The sequence below is a fragment of the Streptomyces sp. NPDC005576 genome (genome assembly GCF_042871745.1).
Taxonomy (GTDB): domain Bacteria; phylum Actinomycetota; class Actinomycetes; order Streptomycetales; family Streptomycetaceae; genus Streptomyces.
Map to the genome: position 1 here is coordinate 252,139 of NZ_JBIAJC010000002.1, position 20,880 is coordinate 273,018.

General features: G+C 70.6%; 21 protein-coding genes and 1 riboswitch. Of the genes, 9 read left to right on the forward strand and 12 right to left on the reverse strand.

Features of this window, described 5'->3' with window-relative positions; translation table 11 throughout:
- Positions 1-8 precede the first annotated feature (8 nt).
- A riboswitch (cobalamin riboswitch) is annotated at positions 9-148 on the reverse strand.
- Positions 149-465: 317 nt separating this feature from the next.
- On the forward strand, positions 466-696 hold the full coding sequence (locus ACFYPN_RS04435; RefSeq protein ID WP_389296651.1) for a hypothetical protein: 231 nt from the start codon (positions 466-468) through the stop codon (positions 694-696).
- A gap of 37 nt (positions 697-733) precedes the next feature.
- On the forward strand, positions 734-1,240 hold the full coding sequence (locus ACFYPN_RS04440; protein ID WP_358762262.1) for a hypothetical protein: 507 nt from the start codon (positions 734-736) through the stop codon (positions 1,238-1,240).
- Positions 1,241-1,299: 59 nt separating this feature from the next.
- Here ACFYPN_RS04440 and ACFYPN_RS04445 read toward each other — a convergent pair whose 3' ends face one another.
- The 5 genes from ACFYPN_RS04445 to ACFYPN_RS04465 all read right to left on the reverse strand — a co-directional run bounded on the left by ACFYPN_RS04445 (position 1,300) and on the right by ACFYPN_RS04465 (position 5,613).
- Positions 1,300-1,851 carry a GNAT family N-acetyltransferase gene (locus ACFYPN_RS04445; RefSeq protein ID WP_389296652.1) on the reverse strand — a complete coding sequence of 184 codons (552 nt, stop codon included), beginning with the start codon at positions 1,849-1,851 and terminating at the stop codon, positions 1,300-1,302.
- Positions 1,852-1,912: 61 nt separating this feature from the next.
- The gene (locus tag ACFYPN_RS04450; protein ID WP_389296653.1) at positions 1,913-2,554 is read right to left on the reverse strand and encodes a hypothetical protein; all 642 of its coding nucleotides are present in this window, start codon (positions 2,552-2,554) and stop codon (positions 1,913-1,915) included.
- Between the two features lie 139 nt (positions 2,555-2,693).
- Positions 2,694-4,328, reverse strand: a complete 1,635-nt coding sequence (gene mctP / locus ACFYPN_RS04455) for a monocarboxylate uptake permease MctP (protein ID WP_358762268.1) — start codon at positions 4,326-4,328, stop codon at positions 2,694-2,696.
- The gene (locus ACFYPN_RS04460) at positions 4,325-4,582 is read right to left on the reverse strand and encodes a DUF3311 domain-containing protein (RefSeq protein WP_358762269.1); all 258 of its coding nucleotides are present in this window, start codon (positions 4,580-4,582) and stop codon (positions 4,325-4,327) included. The genes mctP and ACFYPN_RS04460 overlap by 4 nt, the downstream gene beginning before the upstream one ends.
- A gap of 266 nt (positions 4,583-4,848) precedes the next feature.
- Positions 4,849-5,613, reverse strand: a complete 765-nt coding sequence (locus tag ACFYPN_RS04465) for a GntR family transcriptional regulator (protein ID WP_358762271.1) — start codon at positions 5,611-5,613, stop codon at positions 4,849-4,851.
- Positions 5,614-5,959: 346 nt separating this feature from the next.
- On the opposite strand from ACFYPN_RS04465, the gene ACFYPN_RS04470 reads away from it, so the two are divergent.
- From ACFYPN_RS04470 to ACFYPN_RS04485, 4 genes are all read left to right on the forward strand, one after another.
- Positions 5,960-7,246: an extracellular solute-binding protein gene (locus ACFYPN_RS04470; RefSeq protein ID WP_358762273.1), complete on the forward strand. Its 1,287-nt coding sequence runs from the start codon at positions 5,960-5,962 to the stop codon at positions 7,244-7,246.
- Between the two features lie 87 nt (positions 7,247-7,333).
- The gene (locus tag ACFYPN_RS04475; protein ID WP_389296654.1) at positions 7,334-8,314 is read left to right on the forward strand and encodes a carbohydrate ABC transporter permease; all 981 of its coding nucleotides are present in this window, start codon (positions 7,334-7,336) and stop codon (positions 8,312-8,314) included.
- 56 nt (positions 8,315-8,370) lie between these two features.
- Positions 8,371-9,150: a carbohydrate ABC transporter permease gene (locus ACFYPN_RS04480; protein WP_389296946.1), complete on the forward strand. Its 780-nt coding sequence runs from the start codon at positions 8,371-8,373 to the stop codon at positions 9,148-9,150.
- A 10-nt stretch (positions 9,151-9,160) separates the two neighbouring features.
- Positions 9,161-10,702, forward strand: a complete 1,542-nt coding sequence (locus tag ACFYPN_RS04485; protein ID WP_358766196.1) for a glycoside hydrolase family 3 protein — start codon at positions 9,161-9,163, stop codon at positions 10,700-10,702.
- 100 nt (positions 10,703-10,802) lie between these two features.
- Here ACFYPN_RS04485 and nagB read toward each other — a convergent pair whose 3' ends face one another.
- Positions 10,803-11,588, reverse strand: coding sequence for a glucosamine-6-phosphate deaminase (nagB, locus tag ACFYPN_RS04490; RefSeq protein WP_358766201.1), 786 nt, complete (start codon positions 11,586-11,588; stop codon positions 10,803-10,805).
- A gap of 710 nt (positions 11,589-12,298) precedes the next feature.
- On the opposite strand from nagB, the gene ACFYPN_RS04495 reads away from it, so the two are divergent.
- Positions 12,299-13,765 carry a PAS domain-containing sensor histidine kinase gene (locus ACFYPN_RS04495; protein ID WP_358766199.1) on the forward strand — a complete coding sequence of 489 codons (1,467 nt, stop codon included), beginning with the start codon at positions 12,299-12,301 and terminating at the stop codon, positions 13,763-13,765.
- A 236-nt stretch (positions 13,766-14,001) separates the two neighbouring features.
- Here the strand turns inward: ACFYPN_RS04495 and ACFYPN_RS04500 are convergent, their stop codons facing one another.
- On the reverse strand, positions 14,002-14,259 hold the full coding sequence (locus ACFYPN_RS04500) for a WhiB family transcriptional regulator (protein WP_003953983.1): 258 nt from the start codon (positions 14,257-14,259) through the stop codon (positions 14,002-14,004).
- Positions 14,260-14,575: 316 nt separating this feature from the next.
- Entirely contained in the window at positions 14,576-15,541 is a 966-nt protein-coding gene (locus ACFYPN_RS04505; protein ID WP_358764467.1) for a diacylglycerol kinase family protein, read from the reverse strand.
- A 168-nt stretch (positions 15,542-15,709) separates the two neighbouring features.
- Between ACFYPN_RS04505 and ACFYPN_RS04510 the strand changes: the two genes are divergently transcribed.
- A complete protein-coding gene (locus ACFYPN_RS04510) occupies positions 15,710-16,207 on the forward strand; it encodes a hypothetical protein (protein ID WP_358764469.1) in 498 nt (165 codons plus the stop codon).
- A gap of 88 nt (positions 16,208-16,295) precedes the next feature.
- Here the strand turns inward: ACFYPN_RS04510 and ACFYPN_RS04515 are convergent, their stop codons facing one another.
- From ACFYPN_RS04515 to ACFYPN_RS04525, 3 genes are all read right to left on the reverse strand, one after another.
- The gene (locus ACFYPN_RS04515; RefSeq protein WP_389296655.1) at positions 16,296-17,252 is read right to left on the reverse strand and encodes an RNA polymerase sigma factor SigF; all 957 of its coding nucleotides are present in this window, start codon (positions 17,250-17,252) and stop codon (positions 16,296-16,298) included.
- Positions 17,249-17,662 carry an anti-sigma regulatory factor gene (locus ACFYPN_RS04520; RefSeq protein WP_266708962.1) on the reverse strand — a complete coding sequence of 138 codons (414 nt, stop codon included), beginning with the start codon at positions 17,660-17,662 and terminating at the stop codon, positions 17,249-17,251. The genes ACFYPN_RS04515 and ACFYPN_RS04520 overlap by 4 nt, the downstream gene beginning before the upstream one ends.
- Before the next feature lie 290 nt (positions 17,663-17,952).
- On the reverse strand, positions 17,953-18,213 hold the full coding sequence (locus ACFYPN_RS04525; protein WP_358764473.1) for a UBP-type zinc finger domain-containing protein: 261 nt from the start codon (positions 18,211-18,213) through the stop codon (positions 17,953-17,955).
- 35 nt (positions 18,214-18,248) lie between these two features.
- Between ACFYPN_RS04525 and ACFYPN_RS04530 the strand changes: the two genes are divergently transcribed.
- Positions 18,249-19,850: a Na+/H+ antiporter gene (locus ACFYPN_RS04530; RefSeq protein WP_389296656.1), complete on the forward strand. Its 1,602-nt coding sequence runs from the start codon at positions 18,249-18,251 to the stop codon at positions 19,848-19,850.
- Between the two features lie 46 nt (positions 19,851-19,896).
- Here the strand turns inward: ACFYPN_RS04530 and ACFYPN_RS04535 are convergent, their stop codons facing one another.
- Entirely contained in the window at positions 19,897-20,796 is a 900-nt protein-coding gene (locus ACFYPN_RS04535) for a 1-aminocyclopropane-1-carboxylate deaminase/D-cysteine desulfhydrase (RefSeq protein WP_389296948.1), read from the reverse strand.
- Positions 20,797-20,880 lie beyond the last annotated feature (84 nt).

Genomic DNA, 20,880 nt, shown 5'->3' on the forward strand with positions numbered 1-20,880 from the left:
GGTTCGGGTGAGCCGGACGCGCTGTCGGCAGGTAGCCGGACTCGAAGGTGCGCGGAACGCGCAGTTCATACCGTTGCGGGACAGTTCCGGATTCGCACCGGATTCCCCTGCGACGACAGCGAGACGAGCATACATGTGGTGGCCGGGGAGCTGGAACGCCCCACATCTTGTGTCGGTGCGGGAGGGGCGCGGCACGCGTGGGGGTCGGACGCGGTACAGGCGGGGGCCGGGCGGGGCGCGCGGTGGCGGGGCGGGGGGCGCGGGACGGGCCGCTCGGCGCACCGGTGGAGGAACTCGTGCGGGACCGGCGCCGACCCGTACCGGGCGAGTGGCGGGCGCGCGGCGCGGGCCGCCCCTGAGCGGAACCCGGGGTTCAACTCTCCATGCCTCATTGCCGGTTGGTGCGCGGCGCCCCTACAGTACGCCTCAATCGCGCTCGTCACCCATGCACCAGGAGAGGGAGAGATGAACCCCAACCGTCGCGCTGCAGCGACCGCGTTGATCGCCGCGGGCCTGCTCGTCGCCGCCGCCCCGGCGGCATCCGCGGCCCCCGCGGCCCCCGCACAGGTCATTTCCGGGGCGTCCGCGCTCCAGGAGCACCTGCGCAAGGCCGTCGCACTGGAGGAAGCACGCCCCGACGCCTCCGCGGCCTCCTGTGTGACCACCGGCCCCGTCGGGTTCATCCAGCTCGACTGACAGCCCCGACCAACCGACCCTGAGGGAAGGATTGCGGATGGACGTCGAGAAGACCTCCGCCGGGCCGGTGGGCACCGAGCGGCTCTGGTGCCCGAGCGGCATGGCCGAAGCCCCCGAGGCGGTCGTGCTCGGCGTCCGGTCCGGGCCCGACGGCAGCGTCACGTACCTCGCCGAACCGGTCCCGGCCGCCGATCTCCTCCCGCTGATCCCGGAAGGGATGAAGCCCACCCGGGTGCTGCGCTTCGCCTCGCACTGCGAGAGCGCCTGTCTGCACCGCAGCGGCAACGACTGCACGCTGATCGAGAAGGTGCGGATCCTGCCGGAGGCGACGGGAACGGCCGTGCCCCGCTGCCATCTGCGCACCTCGTGCAAGTGGTGGGCCCAGGCGGGCCCGGACGCGTGCCGCCGCTGTCCGGCGGTCAGCACGGCGGCCGGCTCCGACGCGGGGATAGAGATCCTGCTCGCCGACCCCGGGGCGACTCCGGAGCAGGTCGAGGAATGGATGGCGGCGGACGAGGCGCAGGGAGCGTCCGGCCGCGGTTGAGATCCCGGGCGGGGGGCGCGATCCCGGGCGGGGGCCGCGATCCTGGGCGGGGGCGCGGTTCAGCCCCAGGCCGTGGTTCCTCGGTCGCCGCCCGGGCCGTCGCCCGTGTCGTCGCCCAGGTCCAGCCGGTAGGTGAGCAGCGTCAGGCCCGGAACAGGGGCCCAGTCGCGCTCCGGAGTGCGGGCGAATCCGAGCCGGTGGTAGATCCGGTGCGCCCCGACCATGGCGGTCTGGGTGGAGAGGGCGAGCCCGGTGACCCCGGCGGTGGCCCGGGCGCGCGCCACGCATGCCCGTACGAGCGCCTCTCCGGCTCCCCGGCCGCGGCCGGCCACGTCCACCGCCAGCATGCGGAACTCGGCCTCGTCCGCCGCCGCGACGTCGCACATGGGGCTGCCGGGCGGTGCGTAGGTGACCCCGCCGAGCACGGTGCCGGTGTCGTCCACGGCCACCAGCACCTCCGCGACGGCGGCCCGGCCGGGCACGTCCCGCAGTCTGGCCGCATAGGGGTCGTCCGCTCCGGGCAGCAGCCCGTCACCGAGGTACGCCCGGGCCGTGATCTCGCCGAGGAGGTCGTACTCCTCGGGCTCGGCCTCTCTGATCGTCAGATCCATGGCCGTATTCTGCGCGCTCCACGGGCCGGGTTTCACGCCGGGTGTGGGGCCGGGGGGCAGCTCAACCGCTCGCGCCCACCCCGTTGTCCGGGGCTCCGTCGCCCTCCGGCGGGAGGTCGCCGCGCTCGACGGGCTGCGATCCGGGCGCCCCGCCGAGTGGCGGGAGGATCGTGTCGAGCTCCGCGTCGTCTGCCAGGTGGGCCGCGTCGGCGGCCGTACGCAGGGTGGCGCGGTCCACGCCGGGGAGTGCGGCGCTGACCGTCACCACGAGGTCCCCCTCGGCACGGGCGTAGGCGTGACCGAGGGCGGTCGCCCTGTACCAGCTCTCGCCCTCGCGCTCGCAGACGGTGTAGTCGGCCGCCCCGTCGGTCGGCGGCTTCTTGCCGCAGTCCGCGGGGGAGTGGTCGGCGCGCTCGACGCCGAGCTGGATCACGTGGCCGTTCCTGTCCGTGTAGGAGCTGCCGAAGCCGTCGTCGCCGAGGACGCCCACCGACTGCGTGGCGAGGGTGTATCCCGCCACCTCGGTGACGTACACACGGTCGGTCCGGGTCTGGAGTGCCGTCGCCCGCGCCTCCAGCTCGGCGGAGTCCGGTACGTCCTCCGGGGCTCGGCTCCCGGTTCCGACGTGCTCGGTGCCGCAGCCGACGAGGGTGAGGACCAGCAGGGCGGGCCACAGGCCGCGCAGCCGTACGCGATATGTCATGAGCACATCCTTCCCTACCGGGTCCGGCGGCGGTCCGGCCCCGGGGCGGGAACGCCGCCGGGCCGCCACCCTCCCGCTGGGGGAGGACGCGACGGCCCGGCGGACGGTTCGTCCAGGGGCTCAGCATGGCCGGACCGGGTCAGTGGCCCCCCGGTGCCCCCACGGTGGCCGGCGGCAGCTTCGCCTGCACGCCCGCGTCTCCGACGTCCGCCGTGTAGTCCTCCGGCGAGGTCTCGTCGATGCCCTGGGGCGCCTTGAGCGCGTTGAGGACGAAGGTCACCACGACCACCACCACGACGTTCAGCACGAACGCGGTGAGGCCGATGTAGCCGATCTCGCCGATGCCCGGGATCTCCCTGGACGACCCGCCGAAGTGCTTCTGGGTCGGGGAGGCCACGCCGTACGCGGCGAGGGTGCCGTACAGCATGCCGACCGCCCAGCCCGCGATGAGCGCCCAGCGGTGGAACCACCGGGTGAAGAGCCCGCCGACCAGCGACGGCATGGTCTGCAGGATCCAGATGCCGCCCAGCAGCTGGAAGTTGATGGCCACGGTCTTGTCCATGGTGAGCACGAAGACCAGCGCGCCGACCTTCACCAGGAGCGAGACCAGCTTCGAGACCTTCGTCTCCTGGGCGGGCGTCGCGTCCGGTTTGATGAACTCCTTGTAGATGTTGCGGGTGAAGAGGTTCGCGGCGGCGATGGACATGATGGCCGCCGGTACCAGTGCCCCGATCCCGATCGCGGCGAAGGCGACCCCGGCGAACCAGCTGGGGAACATGTTCTCGAAGAGCTGCGGGATGGCCAGCTGGCCGTTGGCCACCTTGACGCCGGCCGCGATGGCCATGAAGCCGAGCAGGGCCAGCAGGCCGAGCATCAGCGAGTACAGCGGCAGGATCGTGGTGTTGCGGCGGATCACCTCACGGCTGCGGCTGGAGAGCGTCGCCGTGATCGAGTGCGGATACATGAACAGCGCCAGCGCCGAGCCCAACGCCAGCGTGGCGTAACCCCATTGGCCGGAGACCCCGGGCACGATCCCGGCGACCGGTTTGCCGGCCGCCTCGTTGGCGGCGGAGAACTTGGCGCCCGCCCCGGCGAAGATGTCGTCGAAGCCACCCAGCTTGATCGGGATGTAGATGATCGCCACCGCGATGACCAGGTAGATCAGCCCGTCCTTGACGAACGCGATCAGCGCGGGTGCGCGCAGGCCCGAGGAGTAGGTGTACGCGGCGAGCACCGCGAAGGCGATCAGCAGCGGCAGGTCCTTGAGGAACCAGTTGGTGTTCTCGCCGCCGCCGACCCCCATGACGTCCAGCACGGCCTGGATGCCGACGAGTTGCAGGGCGATGTACGGCATCGTGGCGAGGATGCCGGTGAGCGCGACCGCCAGCGACAGACCCCGTGAGCCGAAGCGGCCCCGGACGAAGTCGGAGGTGGTGACGTACCCGTGCTTGTGCGAGACGGACCAGAGCCGCGGCAGGAAGGTGAAGATCAGCGGGTACACCAGGATCGTGTACGGAACCGCGAAGAAGCCCGCGGCCCCCGCCCCGTAGATCGCCGCCGGGACGGCGACGAAGGTGTACGCGGTGTAGAGGTCGCCGCCGAGCAGGAACCAGGTCACCCAGGTTCCGAACGACCGTCCGCCCAGGCCCCATTCGTCCAGGGTCTGCTCGTTGTCCGCGCGCCGCCAGCGGGCGGCCATGAACCCGACGACGGTGACCGCCAGGAAGAAGAAGATGAAGACGCCGAGCGCCACACCGTTCACGCCGTCCTTCATGCGGAGACACCCCCCTTGCGGGAGCGCTGGTCACGCTTCCACAGCGTGTACGCGAGCATCGTCAGCCCGGTCGAGATGATCACCCAGAGCATCTGGTACCAGTAGAAGAACGGGATACCGATGAAGGCCGGGTCGACCTTGGCGTACGAGCCGACCCAGAGCAGCGCCACGAACGGAGCGGCGAGGCATATCGCGATGACCACCCGGGCCGGTGTCACCGTCGGGGGTGGGGTGGGCTCTGGCACTTCTGACATGGTCTGACTCCGTTCCTCGCTGACCGCCGGCAGGCCCGGCCGGTGCCCCGGCCGGGCGCACCGGCCGTATGACTTCCCGGCGACGGGACTTATTCCGTCAACGGCACGGAGAGAGAACGGATGTGGTTCATGCTTGGCTGGAAATGATCGCTACGGGTTCGATGCCGTGGCGCGTACGGGTGAGGGGGCGGCCCGCTCAGGTGGCGTCCGGTGGATCACGGCCGGGGTCGCCGCGCCCTGCCCGACCGTGATCCGCCGGACACCGCCTAGTCCATCGGCCGCTTGAGCCGCGCCACGAACTTGTACCGGTCGCCCCGGTAGACCGAGCGCACCCACTCCACCGGTTCGCCCTGTCCGTCGAGGGAGTGCCGGGAGAGCATCAGCATGGGAAGGCCCACGTCGGTGCCGAGCAGCCCGGCCTCGCGCGGAGTGGCGAGGGAGGTCTCGATCGTCTCCTCGGCCTCCGCGAGCCGGACGTCGTAGACCTCTGCCAGCGCCGTGTAGAGCGAGGTGTACTTCACCAGCGAACGGCGCAGCGCCGGAAAGCGCTTGGCCGAAAGGTGCGTGGTCTCGATCGCCATCGGCTCCCCGCTGGCGAGCCGCAGCCGCTCGATGCGCAGCACGCGTCCACCGGTCGTGATGTCCAGCAGCCCGGCCAGCGCCTGGTCCGCCGTCACGTACCCGATGTCCAGCAGCTGGGAGGCGGGTTCGAGGCCCTGCGCCCGCATGTCCTCGGTGTACGAAGTCAGTTGGAGCGTCTGGGAGACCTTCGGCTTGGCGACGAAGGTGCCCTTGCCCTGGATGCGTTCGAGCCGTCCCTCGACGACCAGCTCCTGCAGCGCCTGGCGCACCGTGGTGCGGGAGGTGTCGAACTCGGCCGCGAGGGTGCGCTCCGGCGGTACCGGAGTGCCGGGCGGCATGGTGTCCGTCATGTCGAGGAGATGTCGCTTGAGCCGGTAGTACTTGGGCACGCGCGCGGTGCGCGCTCCCGCCCCGGTCCCACCCGCGGGACTGACCTCACCGGCGTTCATGGTCCCTCTCCCCGACTGCTGTGCTGCCGTCACCGGCTCCTCCGTACTTCGCGGCTCACATGGTGGCACGGTCCGGCCGAAGGGGCGTCGCCCTCCCCTTCGGGTCGTGTCGTGGGCCCGCCGTCCCATGGGCGATCCAGGTGTGGGCTCTCTCGATCAAAAGCCTCTAGGTGTCGGTCCTATAACGGACGCGAGTGCACTTCTTATACACCCTTGACACCCCTAAAGGTCTAGGCCAAGCTCCCGTTGCTGGTCTAAACCATTTAAGACCAGGTCCAGCCCCAGCAGTACTCGTCGAATGTCTTCGCGGTGGGCGGGGTTGCAGCATCCCTGAGGAGGGTTTGGCGTGAAGCGCAAGCTCATCGCGGCCATTGGCGTCGCGGGCATGATGATCTCGATCGCAGCATGTGGTTCGGACGACAGCGACAAGGACACCGCCGCGAAGCCGGCGGGCCCCGACAGCTACAAGGGCCAGACGCTGACCGTCTGGGCCATGGACGGCTCGACGCCCGACCAGTGGCAGAAGGACCTGAGCGCGGCCTTCGAGAAGAAGACCGGCGCCACGGTCAAGTTCGAGGTCCAGAAGTGGGACGGTATCCAGCAGAAGCTGACGACCGCCCTCTCCGAGGAGAACCCCCCGGACGTCTTCGAGATCGGCAACACCCAGACCGCCGCCTACGCGAAGTCGGGCGGCCTCGCCGACCTCGGCGACGTGAAGTCCGCGATCGGTACCGACTGGGCCGAGAGCCTCAACAAGGCGTCGGTCGTGGACGGCACGCAGTACGCCGCCCCGTGGTACTTCGCCAACCGCGTGGTCATCTACAACAAGTCCGTCTTCGCGGACGCCGGGATCACCGAGGCGCCGAAGACCCGCACCGAGTTCTTCGCGGACCTGGACAAGATCAAGGCGAAGGGCAAGGCCGAACCCCTCTACCTGCCCGGCCAGAACTGGTACTTCTTCGACGGCCTCACCATCGGTCAGGGCGTGGACCTCGTGAAGAAGGACGGGGACAAGTGGGTCTCCAACCTCGCCGACCCGAAGATCGGCGCGGCGATGGACCTCTACAAGAAGTACCAGGCGTACTCCAAGGCCCCCAAGGACAAGGACGAGGCCACCCCGCAGCAGGCCGACGTCTTCGCCAAGGGCAAGACCGGCGCCTTCATCGGCATGGGCTGGGAGGCCGGCACGGCCATCGCCGCCAACCCGGCCATCGAGAAGGAGATCGGCTACTTCACCATCCCGGGTGAGACCGCCGACAAGCCCGAGGGCGTCTTCCTCGGCGGCTCCAACCTCGCCGTCGCCGAGGGCAGCAAGAAGAAGGATCTCGCCAAGGAGTTCCTGAAGCTCGCGCTCTCCGACCAGTTCGAGGGCCAGCTCGCCAAGCTCAACGGCGTCATCCCGAACAAGGAGTCGCTGAACAGCAACCTCACGGGCAACGCCGTCGCCGAGGCCGCCGCGCCGGCCGCCAAGCTCGGTGGCACCACGCCGCTGATCCCGGAGTGGGCCGCCGTCGAGAACGCGCCCAACCCGATCAAGACCTTCATGACCGCGGTCCTGAACGGCAAGTCGAACGAAGAGGCCGCCAAGCAGGTCGAGGCGGAGTTCAACAAGCGCCTCGCACAGCAGCAGTAAGGCCGAGCTGCCGGGTGCGGACTCCTCCGAGGAGTCCGCACCCGGCAGCCAGTTGTGTCCCATGGTGCCAAGGAAGAGATGGCGAGCATGACCGTGCAGACCGAACGGCCGCCCTCCGGTCCGGCGGAGGTTACGAAGCGGGCCGACCGCACACCGGCCGCGTCCGGTGGCCGCAGCAGATACACGCAGCTGGCTCCCTATCTGCTGCTGGCCCCTCCGGTGGCCGTGACCCTGGTGTTCCTCGGCTGGCCGCTGGTGAAGAACACCCTGCTGTCGTTCCAGAACCTCAACATGAGGCAGCTGATCCAGCACCTCTCCGAGTGGAACGGCGTCGACAACTACAAGGAGATCCTCGGCAACGCGGACTTCTGGCACGTCACCGGCCGGTCGATCGTCTTCGCGGGCACCAACGTCGTCCTGATCATGATCCTCGGCACGCTGACCGGTCTGCTGCTCGCCAAACTCGGCAAGCGCATGCGGGTCACGCTGCTCATCGGCCTGGTTCTCGCCTGGGCCATGCCCGTCATCGCGGCGACCACCGTCTACCAGTGGCTCTTCGCCTCGCGGTTCGGTGTCGTCAACTGGGTGCTGGACAAGGTCGGCTTCCACTCGATGGCCGACTACAACTGGACCGGCGGCCAGTTCTCCACCTTCTTCGTCATCACGGTGCTCATCGTGTGGCAGTCGATCCCGTTCGTGGCGATCAACCTGTACGCCGCCACCACGACGATCCCCAAGGAGCTCTACGAGGCAGCCTCGCTCGACGGCGCGGGCGCCTGGAAGGGCTTCACCTCGGTCACCATGCCGTTCCTGCGGCCCTTCCTCTTCGCGACCACGTTCCTCGAAGTCATCTGGGTCTTCAAGGCGTTCGCCCAGGTCTTCGCGATCAACGAGGGCGGCCCGGACCGGCTCACCGAGATCCTGCCCGTGTACGCCTACATCGAGGGCGTCGGCAACCAGCACTACGGCATGGGCTCGGCCATCGCGCTGCTCACCATCGTGATCCTGCTCCTGCTGACCTCCTCCTACCTCCGGATCGTTCTCAAGCAAGAGGAGGACGAGCTGTGAAGCGCTCGGCTTCGTCACGTTTCGGCCGTATCTGGCCCAACGCCACGGCCCTCGTCATGGTCGTCGGCTTCGTCTTCCCCGTGTACTGGATGTTCGCGACGGCCTTTAAGCCGACGCCGGACATCGTCTCGGACGACCCGGTGTGGTTCCCGACCCACGTCACGCTCGACCACTTCAGGACCGCGCTCGCCGCCGACAACTTCTGGACCATGGTCCGGAACTCCCTCACCGTCACCGTCGTCGCCGTGGCCCTCTCCCTCGTCCTCGCGCTGGCCGGCTCGTTCGCCCTGGCCCGGATGCGCTTCAGGGGACGCAAGGGGTTCATCATCGGCTTCATGGTCGCCCAGATGGCGCCCTGGGAAGTCATGGTCATCGCGATCTACTTCATCGTGCGCGACGCGGACATGCTCAACAGCCTGATACCGCTGACCCTGTTCTACATGGTCATGATCCTGCCCTTCACGCTCCTGACCCTGCGGGGCTTCGTCGCCTCCGTGCCGAGGGAGCTGGAGGAGTCCGCGATGGTGGACGGCTGTACCCGGCCGCAGGCGTTCCGCAAGGTGATCCTGCCGCTGCTCGCGCCCGGTCTGATGTCCACCTCGCTGTTCGGCTTCATCACCGCCTGGAACGAGTTCCCGCTCGTCCTGGTCCTGAACAAGCAGGCGGAAGCGCAGACCCTGCCGCTGTGGCTGTCGCAGTTCCAGACCCAGTTCGGCGACGACTGGGGCGCCACCATGGCGGCCTCCTCCGTCTTCGCGGTCCCGATCCTCGTCCTCTTCGTCTTCCTGCAGCGCAAGGCCGTGAGCGGTCTGACCGACGGCGCAGTGAAGGGATAGTGCGGCTCCCATGACCACTCTTGCTTCCCCCACCGACACCATCACCCGCGACGCGCTCGCCGTCCTCCAGCCCGGTTTCACCGGCACCGCCGCGCCCGACTGGCTGCTGCGCCGCGTCGGCGAAGGCCTGACCTCCGTCGGCCTGTTCGGCCGGAACATCGTCGCGCCCGAACAACTCGCCGCGCTCACCGCCCAGCTGCGGGCCGAGCGCGAGGACGTGCTGGTCGCCATCGACGAGGAGGGTGGCGACGTCACCCGCCTGGAGGTGCGCGGCGGCTCGTCCTTCCCCGGCAACCACGCCCTCGGCTCCGTGGACGACACGGCGCTGACCCGGGCCGTCGCCCACGAACTGGGCCGCCGGCTCATCGAGTGCGGCGTCAACCTCAACTGGGCGCCCTCCGCCGACGTCAACTCCAACCCGGACAACCCGGTCATCGGCGTACGCTCCTTCGGGGCCGATCCCGCCCTGGTGGCCCGGCACACCGCCGCCTACGTCGAGGGCATCCAGGCCGCCGGGGTCGCCGCCTGCACCAAGCACTTCCCCGGCCACGGCGACACCGCCGTCGACTCGCACCACGCGCTGCCCCGGATCGACGTCGATCTGGAGACCCTGCACGCCCGTGAACTGGTGCCGTTCAAGGCCGCCATCGCCGCGGGATCGAAATCGGTGATGAGCGCGCACATCCTGCTCCCCGCGCTCGACCCCGACCGGCCCGCGACGCTCAGCCCGCAGATCCTCACCGGTCTGCTCCGCGGCGAACTCGGGTACGAGGGACTCATCGTCACCGACGCGGTGGAGATGCAGGCCATCGCCGCGACGTACGGCATCGAGCGCGGCTCGGTCCTCGCGATCGCCGCCGGCGCCGACGCCCTGTGCGTCGGTGGCGGGCTGGAGGACGACGCCACGGTGGAGCGGTTGCGCGACGCGCTGGTCGCCGCTGTGCGCGGCGGGGAGCTGGCCGAGGAGCGGCTGGCCGACGCCGCCGCACGTGTACGGGCACTCGCGTCCTGGACGCGCGGTGCGAGGGGGGCGGTCCCGGAGCCGGGCGCGGCAGTGCAGGAGGGGATCGCGCCCGGCACCGCGACCTACGTGCCCGCCGGGTACGACACGAACATCGGTCTCGTCGCGGCCCGCCGCGCGGTGCGGGTGACCGGTGACGGCCCCCGGCTGGACGCTCCGGTCCACGTCGCGGCCTTCACCCCGGTCGCCAACATCGCCGTCGGCGACGAGACCCCCTGGGGGGTGGCCGCCGAGCTGACGCGCCTGCTGCCCGGCACCACCGGCGCGACCTGCGGGAGCGACAGCACGGACCCGGTGGCGGAGGTCCTCGGGGCCGCGGGGGAGCGGCGCGTCGTCGCGGTCGTCCGCGACGCCCACCGGCACCCGTGGATGGCCGCGGCGGTCGACGCCCTGCTCGCCCGGCGCCCCGACACGGTCGTCGTGGAGATGGGCCTGCCGTACTCCGCGCCGAGGGGCGCGCTGTACGTGGAGACGCACGGTGCCGCCCGCGTCTGCGGCCTCGCCGCGGCGGAGGCCCTCACCGGGGCGTGACGCCGCGCGCGACCCGCGCAGACATGAAGGAGGGGCCGGTCACCAGGTGACCGGCCCCTCCTTCATGTCTGCCCGTTGGCTCCGCGGGGGCCGCCGGGGCCTACAGGCCCTGCCAGGAGGGCTTGGAGGCGAAGGTGTGCCGGAAGTAGTCGGCGAGCTTCAGCTTGGAGGCGGCGGCCTCGTCCACCACGATCGTCGCGCGCGGGTGCAGCTGGAGCGCGGAGGCGGGCACCACCGAGGCGACCGGCCCCTCGACGGTCTGCGCGACCGCGTCGGCCTTGCCCTCGCCGGTGGCCAGCAGGATCGCGTGGCGCGACTCCAGGATGGTGCCGATGCCCTGGGTGATGACGTGGTGCGGCACCTGGTCGATGTCGTCGTCGAAGAAACGGGCGTTGTCCACCCGGGTCTGCTCGGTCAGCGTCTTGATACGGGTGCGCGAGGCGAGCGAGGAGCAGGGCTCGTTGAAGCCGATGTGCCCATCCGTGCCGATGCCGAGCAGCTGGAGGTCGACGCCGCCGGCCTCGGTCAGCGCCCTGTCGTACGCCTCGCAGGCGGCCTGGACGTCCTCGGCGGAGCCGTCCGGGCCCATGAAGGAGGACTCGGTCAGGCCGAGGGGCTCCACGACCTCGCGCAGCACGACCGAGCGGTAGGACTCCGGGTGCCCGGCGGGGAGGCCGACGTACTCGTCCAGCTGGCAGATCCGGGCGCGCGAGGCGTCCACCGCGCCGGAGCGCACCTTTTCGGCCAGCGACCGGTAGATGGGCAGCGGGGTCGAGCCGGTGGCGACGCCGAGCAGGGCGTAGGGCTTGCGCTTGAGCAGCGCGCCCATGGCCTCCGCGATGAGTTCGCCGCCTGCCGCTGCGTCCGGGACGATGACAACTTCCACGCTGTGCCTGCCGATCTGATCAATGACGACGTATGTGGTATAGACCAATCCGGTCCAAATTTAACAGAGTTACCCGCTTCCGGGACAGGTGCCTTCCGCTTTTGATCACCGTCTCGGGGCCGGTTCGCGAGAAGCGGCGCGACCGGGGGTGACTTGAGTCAATTGTCCGCGGATGCGGAAGGCGCGCGACCCGGGCGGAAGTCCTCGCGGCCGGGCGGGGCCGGAGTCCGGAGAGGTGACCTCGGGGGAGGGGAAGTGCGGGGGATGCCTCCGGGGCCGCGCCGTGCGGGCGCGGGGCCGGTCGTGCGCGCGGGACGCGGGGCGGCCGACGACCCGCGGGCCGCGGTACCGGGAGGGACCCTCGGCCCACCCGGCACCGCAGCCCGGAGCTGCTCGGCCGGCGGTGTGCGGTGCCTCCGGCCGTACGAGGCGCCGGCGCGGTCAGGGCAGAGAGCGCGGGTGCCTCGGTCCGTCCTCCTGTGCGGGGAGGGCGGAGGTTCTTGTTCCCGTATTGTGGACTAGACCATTTGTCGGTGTCCATGCGTCTGCGGTATCGATTCTGCTGACGCGCGGTAGCCGTGCTCGCGGTGCGGTACCGATGCTCGCGGTGCGGTGCCGATGCTCGCGGTGCGGTGCCGTTCTGTGCACGGGGTCCCCGCTCGGTTCGGAACCTCTCGGTATCCACGGGTACGCTCGCACATGTGCCCTCCATGAACGACCTCGTCCGCCAGCACACAGCCCTGAGCGACACCGATCTCGAATGGCTCCACCTGCTGGTCTCGGAGTGGCAGCTGCTCTCCGACCTGTCCTTCGCCGACCTCGTCCTCTGGGTTCCCACCCGGGACGGGACCCGGTACGTCTCCGTCGCGCAGATGCGCCCCAACACGGGCCCGACCTCCTACCAGGACGACATGGTCGGCCATCTGGTGCCGCGCGGTCGCCGCCCGCTGCTGGACGCCGCCCTGGACGAGGGCCGGATCGTGCGCGAGGGCGACCCGGAGTGGCGGGAGGAGGTGCCGGTACGGGTCGAGTCCATCCCGGTCCGCCGCGAAGGCCGCATCCTCGGCGTCATCGCGCGCAACACCAACTTGCTGACCGTGCGGACCCCTTCCCGGCTGGAACTCACCTACCTCCAGTCCGCCGCCGACCTCGCCCAGATGATCGCCGCCGGGGCCTTCCCCTTCCCCGGCCAGCAGGTCGACATGGACGCGTCCCCGCGCGTCGGTGACGGGCTCATCCGGCTCGACGCCGACGGGATCGTGCAGTACGCCAGCCCCAACGGCCTCTCCGCCTACCACCGGCTCGGTCTCGCCTCCGACATCGTCGGTCTCCACCTCGGCCACACCACCGCCGAACTCGCCCCGTCCCGTGGACCGGTGGACGAGGCCCTCGCCAAGGTGGCGAGCGGCTACGCGCCCCGCGAGTTCGAGGTGGAGTGCGCCAGCGGCGTGATCCAGTTCCGGGCGATCCCGCTCAAGCCCAAGGGGGTCCGGATCGGTTCGCTGGTGCTGCTCCGGGACGTCACGGAACTGCGCCGCCGTGAACGCGAGTTGATAACCAAGGACGCGACGATCCGGGAGATCCACCACCGGGTCAAGAACAACCTCCAGACGGTGGCCGCCCTGTTGCGCCTCCAGGCGCGACGGATGGACTCCGCACGGGGGCGCGAGGCCCTCAACGAGGCGGTGCGGCGGGTCGGCTCGATCGCCATCGTCCATGAGACGTTGTCCCAGAACCTGGACGAGCGCGTCGAGTTCGACGAGATCGCCGACCGGGTCATCTCCATGGTCGCCGAGATCTCGCCCGGCAAGGTCACCTGCCGGCGCACCGGACGCTTCGGCATCCTGGACGCGGATGTGGCCACACCGCTGTCGATGGTGCTCACCGAAGTGGTGCAGAACGCCCTGGAACACGCGTTCAGCGAGGGCGACAGCGGCACGGTCGAGGTCTCCGCGGTGCGGGGCGGCTCCTCCCGGGACGGCCGACTGCTCATCACCGTGCAGGACGACGGATGCGGTCTCCCCGAGGGCTTCGACCCCCGCAAGGCGGGCAACCTCGGACTCCAGATCGTACGGACGCTGGTCGAGGGCGAACTGGGCGGCAGCTTCGACATGGTCCCCGCCCCGGAGCGCGGCACCCAGGTGCTGCTCGACCTCCCGGTCAGCGCCGACCGGTAGTACCCCGTCGGTCCGGCCCCGTCGGTGCGGCCCCGCCTCCGGCAACCGGGAGGCGGAGGCGGGGGCGGTGGGCGTAACGGCACAGCGAGAGGCCCGGACCGTTGTAACGGTCCGGGCCTCTCACCTCAAGCAGGTTCTTCTGCGCTTCGGGGTACTGCGCGCTGCGACTCGAAGGCGGGGCTGTGCGTACGCTGCGTACGCGCCGCCGGGCTGGGGCTTGTCGCGGGGGCGTCGAATCAGGCGCTGGCGTTGCGCGCCCGGTTGCGAGCGGCGCGGCGCTTCATGGCGCGGCGCTCGTCCTCGCTGAGGCCACCCCAGACACCCGAGTCCTGACCGGACTCGAGCGCCCACTGCAGGCACTGCTCCATGACGGGGCAGCGACGGCAGACGGCCTTGGCTTCCTCGATCTGCAGCAGCGCAGGACCGGTGTTGCCGATGGGGAAGAACAGCTCGGGGTCTTCCTCACGACAAACGGCGTTGTGACGCCAGTCCATGGCTGCTACCTCTCCTTGGTTACATGCTTGTTGCTTGTGAATGTGAACGCTTTCACGAATCCCCCCGCAGGTGAAGGGCCTACGCCCAGATGAACTGGTCGCGTCCGCACGGTGGGGAGGGGTTCTTGCTCTCAGTGGAGGCCGATGCTGCGGGCCGTCCCGATCGCCATGTAGAGATTCGCAAACCTCGGCGGCGGATACAACCCCTTCTGGAAAGTTTTTTTTGATTCCTCGGTGTCGGCTCCGTCACAGCCGTACTTCTTAGGGGTGGGAACCAGCCCAAACGTTCGAGTTAAAGGACTTTGGGTCCTTCCACTCACACAATCACACGCAGTGCACGGCGTACGCCTGTGAACGTCACGCTCGTTCGCAGTCCCAAGTGGTCGCCGTCCATCTGGAAGGGGAGTGGGGCCTTTGAATGCAAGGTGAAGTCCGTGAGGTCATGCCGTGAAACCACGTGCTTGCCGCGTGGGCCCTTGTCGGGGCTGGAAGTGAGCAGCTGGGTGCCGTAGCGGGCCACCTGCGCGGTGGAGAGCCGCTTGAGGCCGAGGATGTCCAGGGCGGTGTCGAAGGACGCCTTCGGGGAGGCGTACATCGGGCGATTGCCCAGGTAGGTCCAGGGGGCGGTGTTGCAGATTATGGAGAGCGCCAGCTCGTGCACCGGCTCCTGGCCGGGCACCTCCAGGGTGATCACGCCCTGGCGGCGGTGCGGCTCGTCGACGAACTGGCGCAGCACCTGGCGCACGTAGAGGGCGTGGGTCGAACGCTTGCCGCCCTCGCGCTTCTGTTCGACCCGACCGATCACGCCGGCGTCGAAGCCGAGGCCCGCACAGAAAGTGAACCAACGTTCGGGTACCGCCTCGTCGGCGGAGCCCGGCGTGCCGAACGCCCGCCCCAGTCCCACCGTCCGTGAACTCTCCTCCGCCAGCGCCTGAAGGATCGCGCCGGTCGCCTCCACCGGGTCGTTGGGCAGTCCCAGCGCCCGCGCGAAGACGTTGGTGGAGCCGCCGGGGACCACGGCGAGACTCGGCAGTCCGTCGTCGGGCCCCCGGTGCAGCAGGCCGTTGACGACCTCGTTCACCGTGCCGTCACCCCCGAGGGCGACCACCAGGTCGAAGGCGCCGGAGTCCGCGGCCCGGCGTCCCAGGTCCCGGGCGTGGCCCCGGTACTCCGTGGTCACGGCCTCGATCTTCATCTCACTCGCCAGTGCGTGGATGAGCACGTCGCGCACGCGCGCACTGGTGGTGGTGGCGGCGGGGTTGACCACGAGGAGAGCGCGCATGACTGCCAGCCTACCTACCGGACGGTACCGGCCCGCAGTCACTCCCCCGCACTCTTACGCTCCGTGACGTTCTGTAGTGCGATCACGCGCGGTGACCGGGTGTGCCGGGTTGCGGCGCACCGGCCCCCGGCTTCGCTTTCCGGCCCCGGGGATGCCAACCTGGCTCGCGTGAGTACTCAAGCGAACACGCCCTCCCCGTCGCCCGCGTCGTCGTCCGCGGACTCGTCCGTGCCGTCGTCCGCGTCCGGGAAGCGGACCGGGAAGCCGGGGCGTATCGAGGCCCTCGCCGCGCTCACCGCCCTCGAAGGGGCGGCCCTCGTCGTCGGCGGGATCTACATGCTGGTGATGGGGCTGCTCGGCCACCCGCAGAGCCCCCAGCAGGCAGTGACGGGCGGAGTCACCCTGATCGCGCTCGGCCTCATCCCGCTCGCCGGTGTCCGGGGTCTGCTGCTGCGCCGGGCCTGGGGCCGGGGCCCCACGGTCATCACGCAGATCATGGGGGCGCCCGTCGCCTACACGCTGCTGAAGTCCCAGGGCGCGCTGATCCCCACCGGGATCGTGCTCGCCGCCGTCGTGATCACCGCGCTGGTCCTGCTCTTCAACCCGGCGACCACACGGGAGCTGGGCATCGGGCGGGGTCCCCGCCCGGCCTCCGACGACCGGTAGCGCGGCGCGTTCCGGGCGGCTCCCGGCAGGGCGAAGGCCCCCGCCCCCGGCATCAGCCGGGAACGGGGGCCTCCGAGCGCTTCACTCCTCACTCCTCCACGAGGAGCCGCTCGCGCAGCTGGGCCAGCGTGCGGGCCAGCAGCCGGGAAACGTGCATCTGCGAGATGCCCACCTCCTGCGCGATCTGCGACTGGGTCATGTTGCCGAAGAAGCGCAGCAGCAGAATGCGCTTCTCGCGCGGCGGCAGCCCCTCCAGCAGCGGCTTCAGGGACTCGCGGTACTCGACGCCCTCCAGCGCCTCGTCCTCCGAGCCGAGGGTGTCCGCCACGGCCGGCGACTCGTCGTCGGTGTCCGGCACGTCCAGCGAGAGGGTGCTGTAGGCATTGGCCGATTCCAGCCCCTCCAGCACCTCCTCCTCGGAGATGCCGAGCCGCTCCGCCAGCTCGTGCACGGTCGGCGAGCGGCCGTGCTGCTGGGAGAGCTCGGCGGTCGCCGTGGTCAGCGAGAGCCGCAGCTCCTGAAGGCGGCGCGGCACCCGCACCGCCCAGCCCTTGTCGCGGAAGTGCCGCTTGATCTCTCCTACGACGGTCGGGGTCGCATAGGTGGAGAACTCCACGCCGCGGTCCGGATCGAACCGGTCCACCGACTTGATCAGACCGATCGTGGCGACCTGCGTGAGGTCGTCCAGCGGCTCGCCCCGGTTGCGGAACCTGCGGGCCAGATGCTCCACCAGCGGCAGATGCATCCGGACCAGCCGGTTGCGCAGCTCGGCCTTCTCCGGCGACCCGTCCGGCAGTTCCCGGAGCACTATGAAGAGCGCCCGCGCACCGCTGCGGTCGTTGGGATCGTGATGCCCGTGCTCGCTCATCTGGCCCGCCCGCTCCGCCTGCTCCGCCGCGACCGTGAGCCCCGTGGGCCCGTCCGTCCCGTCCGCCCCGTCCTCCGGGTGCGGCCGGGCCTGCTGCTCGGGGACGGCGGTAGGGTGCGCCGCCCCCGATCGGATCGAATCGTCCCGCACAGCACCTTCCCCGTTCCCGTCGCTCACGCCGGCCCGGGTCCCGCGCCGCGTTGTTTGTGGAGGCTGATGCTGACCGTCCGGTCGTCGGCGACCGTGGACTCGACCTTGCCCGCCAGCGCGGCGAGCACCGTCCACGCGAAGGTGTCGCGTTCGGGTGCCCGGCCGTCCGTGGTCGGGGCCGACACGGTCACTTCGAGGGAGTCGTCCACGAGCCGGAACACGCAACTGAGGACGGATCCCGGCACGGCCTGCTGGAGCAGGATCGCGCAGGCCTCGTCGACCGCGATGCGGAGGTCCTCGATCTCGTCGAGAGTGAAGTCCAAGCGCGCCGCGAGGCCGGCCGTGGCCGTACGCAGCACCGACAGGTAGGCACCCGCAGCGGGCAGCCGGACCTCCACGAAGTCCTGGTTCCCGGGTTCGCCTGCGATCTGGGACACCCTCACCTCCAAAGTGGCACAAACTCGTTCGAGGTTCCGGAACATGTCCGCAACCGCTCGGTCGGTCGTCGGTTCTCGGTCGGGGCGACGCTATCGCGATCCATGATGCCGTGTCGCCGCGAGCCCCACCGGTGGGGGTCACACATGGTAAGCATGCCCGTACGGAAAGTGGCTAGCCCCGCGACCGGCATTGTTCGTCCCGGACGGGGACGGACCGTGCCTGCAGAGGGCTTTCGGTTCCGGCGGCGCGCAATTGCGAAGAACCGGCGCCGATTTGACGTACCCAGGCCTCAGACGATCGAACCGTCCACGTAGCACCAGCGCCAGCTCTCGCCCGGCTCGAAACTCCGCATCACGGGGTGCCCGCTCTCCCGGGCGTGTCCCGTTCCGTGCCTGAGCGGTGACGAATCGCAGCAGCCGACATGCCCACAGGTGAGGCAGAGCCGTAGTTGCACGGGGTGCGCCCCGGCGTCCCTGCACTCCAGGCAGGTGTCACTGAGCGGGGTCGGCTCGGGGCGGGGCAATTCGGATACGTGCGCGCATTCGACCATGATGGCCAGGTTACGACGGATGCGAGGACCGACTGATGGACGCATTGCCCCTGGTCGCACTGGTCGCGGCCAGCGCGGCGGTGGCCGGCGCCGCGCGGCGCACTCCCGTGCCCGCGCCGCTGCTGCTGGTCGCCGTGGGACTGCTGGCCGCCTACCTGCCGGGCGTGCCCCCGTACACGCTCGACGCCCACATCGTGCTGCCGCTGCTGCTGCCGCCCCTGCTGTACACCGCCGCCGTGGACAGCTCCTACCTCGACCTGCGGGCCAACGCCCGGCCGGTGGCGCTGCTGTCGGTGGGGTACGTCCTCTTCGCGACGCTCGCGGTCGGCTGGCTCGCCTATCTCCTGGTACCGGACCTGCCGTTGCCCGCCGCGCTGGTGCTCGGCGCGGTCGTCGCCCCGCCCGACGCCGTGACCGCGGCCGCCATCGCCCGCCGGGTCGGCCTCCCCGCCAGGGTCACCACCATCCTCCAGGGCGAGTCCCTGGTGAACGACGCCACCGCGATCACCGCCTACAAGGTGGCCCTGGCCGCCGCCGTGGGCGCGGGGATGAGCTGGGGCGAGGGCGTGGAGGAGTTCCTGCTCGCCTCGGTCGGCGGCGTCCTCGTCGGCCTCCTGCTGATGGTCCCGCTGCACTGGCTGCGCACCCACCTCAAGGAGGCGCTGCTCCAGAACACCCTCTCCCTGCTGATCCCCTTCGTGGCGTACGCGGCCGCCGAGCGGGTGCACGCTTCCGGAGTGCTCGCGGTGGTCGTCGTCGCCCTGTACCTGGGACACCGCTCCTGGCAGGTCGACTTCGCCACCCGGCTCCAGGAGGCCGCCGTCTGGAAGATGGTCGCCTTCGTGCTGGAGTCCGCCGTCTTCGCCCTCATCGGACTCCAGATGCCGTTCGTGCTGAAGGGGCTGGGCACCTACGCCGTGTGGGACGCCCTCCGGTACGCGGTCGCCGTCTTCGTCGCCGTCGTCGTGGTCCGCTTCCTCTGGGTCTACCCCTCCACCTACCTGCCCCGCTGGCTCTCCTCCCGCATCCGCGCCCGGGAACCCGAGACCAACTGGACCTCCCCGCTGATCGTCGGCTGGGCCGGGATGCGCGGAGTGGTCTCGCTCGCCATCGCCTTCTCCATCCCGATGGCCATGAACGACGGCGAGCCCTTCCCCGCCCGCAACCTGGTGCTCTTCCTGACCTTCACCACCGTCATCGGCACCCTGGTCATCCAGGGACTCTCCCTGCCGCTGCTGGTACGCCTCCTGAAGCTGCCGGGCCCCGACCCGCAGACCCAGACCCTCGCCGAGGCCCAGGCCCAGAACGAGGCGTCCACAGCGGCCGAACAACGGCTGGAAGAGCTGCTCTCGGACGAGCGCAACAGCCTCCCCGAACCCCTCGCCGACCGGCTGCGCACCGTCATGGAACGCCGCCGCAACGCCGTCTGGGAACGCCTCGGCGCCCCCAACCCGCTCACCGGCGAGTCGGCCGACGACACCTACCGCAGGCTCTCCCGGGACATGATCGAGGCCGAGCGCGAGGTGTTCGTGCGCCTCCGGGACGACCGCCGCATCGACGACGAGATGCTGCGCACCCTGCTGCGCCGCCTCGACCTGGAAGAGGCCGCCGCCTACCGGGAGTCCGACGCCGACTGACCGTGGCGGAGTGCTCGCGGGGGAGGGCTCACCGGCGGCGGCCCTCTCAGGAGCGGGGCGGGTGCCGAGCGGCCTCCGGCTCCGGGCGCCCGGTGATCACTGCGGTCACCCGGGTCCCCGGGGCGAACGCGCCCTCCCGGGCCAGCGCGGTCAGCGCGTAGAGCAGCTTCGCCACGTAGATCCGCTCGACCGGCAGCCCGTGCCGGTCCTCGAAGTCCTCGGCGAACGCGTGGAGTTCCGGCGTCGTCCGGGCGTAGCCGCCGAAGGAGAACCGGTCCTCCACCGACCACCGCCCGGCCGGGCCGCCGAACGCCTCGCGCTGGAGGTCGCGCACGGCGTCGGCCAGGAAGCCGCCGCGCAGCACCGCGACGCCGAGGGCCGCCTGCGCGGGGTCCAGGCCGGCCGCCAGACCCGCCAGGGTGCCTCCGGTGCCGCAGGCGACGGCCGCGACCTCGGTGTGCCCCCGCAGCTCGCGCCCGAGCTCCGTACAGCCGTGTGCGGCCCGCGCGTTGCTGCCGCCCTCCGGGATGACCCGCGCGTCCCCGAAACGTTCCAGCAGTGCCGCCAGGACCCGCGGATCGTCCTTCGCGCGGTACGTTCCCCGGTCCACGAAGTGCAGCCGCATCCCGTCGGCCGCGCACCGGGCCAGCGAGGGGTTCAGCGGACGGTCGGCCAGCTCGTCGCCGCGGACGACCCCGACGGTGGGGAAACCCAGCAGCCGCCCGGCGGCGGCGGTCGCCCGCAGATGGTTCGAGTACGCCCCGCCGAAGGTCAGCACCGGACGCCCGTCGCCCTCCGCGAGGTTGGGCGCCAGCTTGCGCCACTTGTTGCCCGGCAGGTCCGGGTGGATCAGGTCGTCCCGCTTGAGCAGCAGCGCGACCCCGTGCCGCCCGAACCGCTCGTCGCGCACCTGCGCCAGCGGGGAGGGCAGTCGGGGGCCGAGCACGGTCGCGGGGTCCTGGGCGGTCGGGTCCTGGCCGGTGGAATCCGGGGCGGTGTATTCCGGGCCGGTGGAATCCGGGGTGGCGGC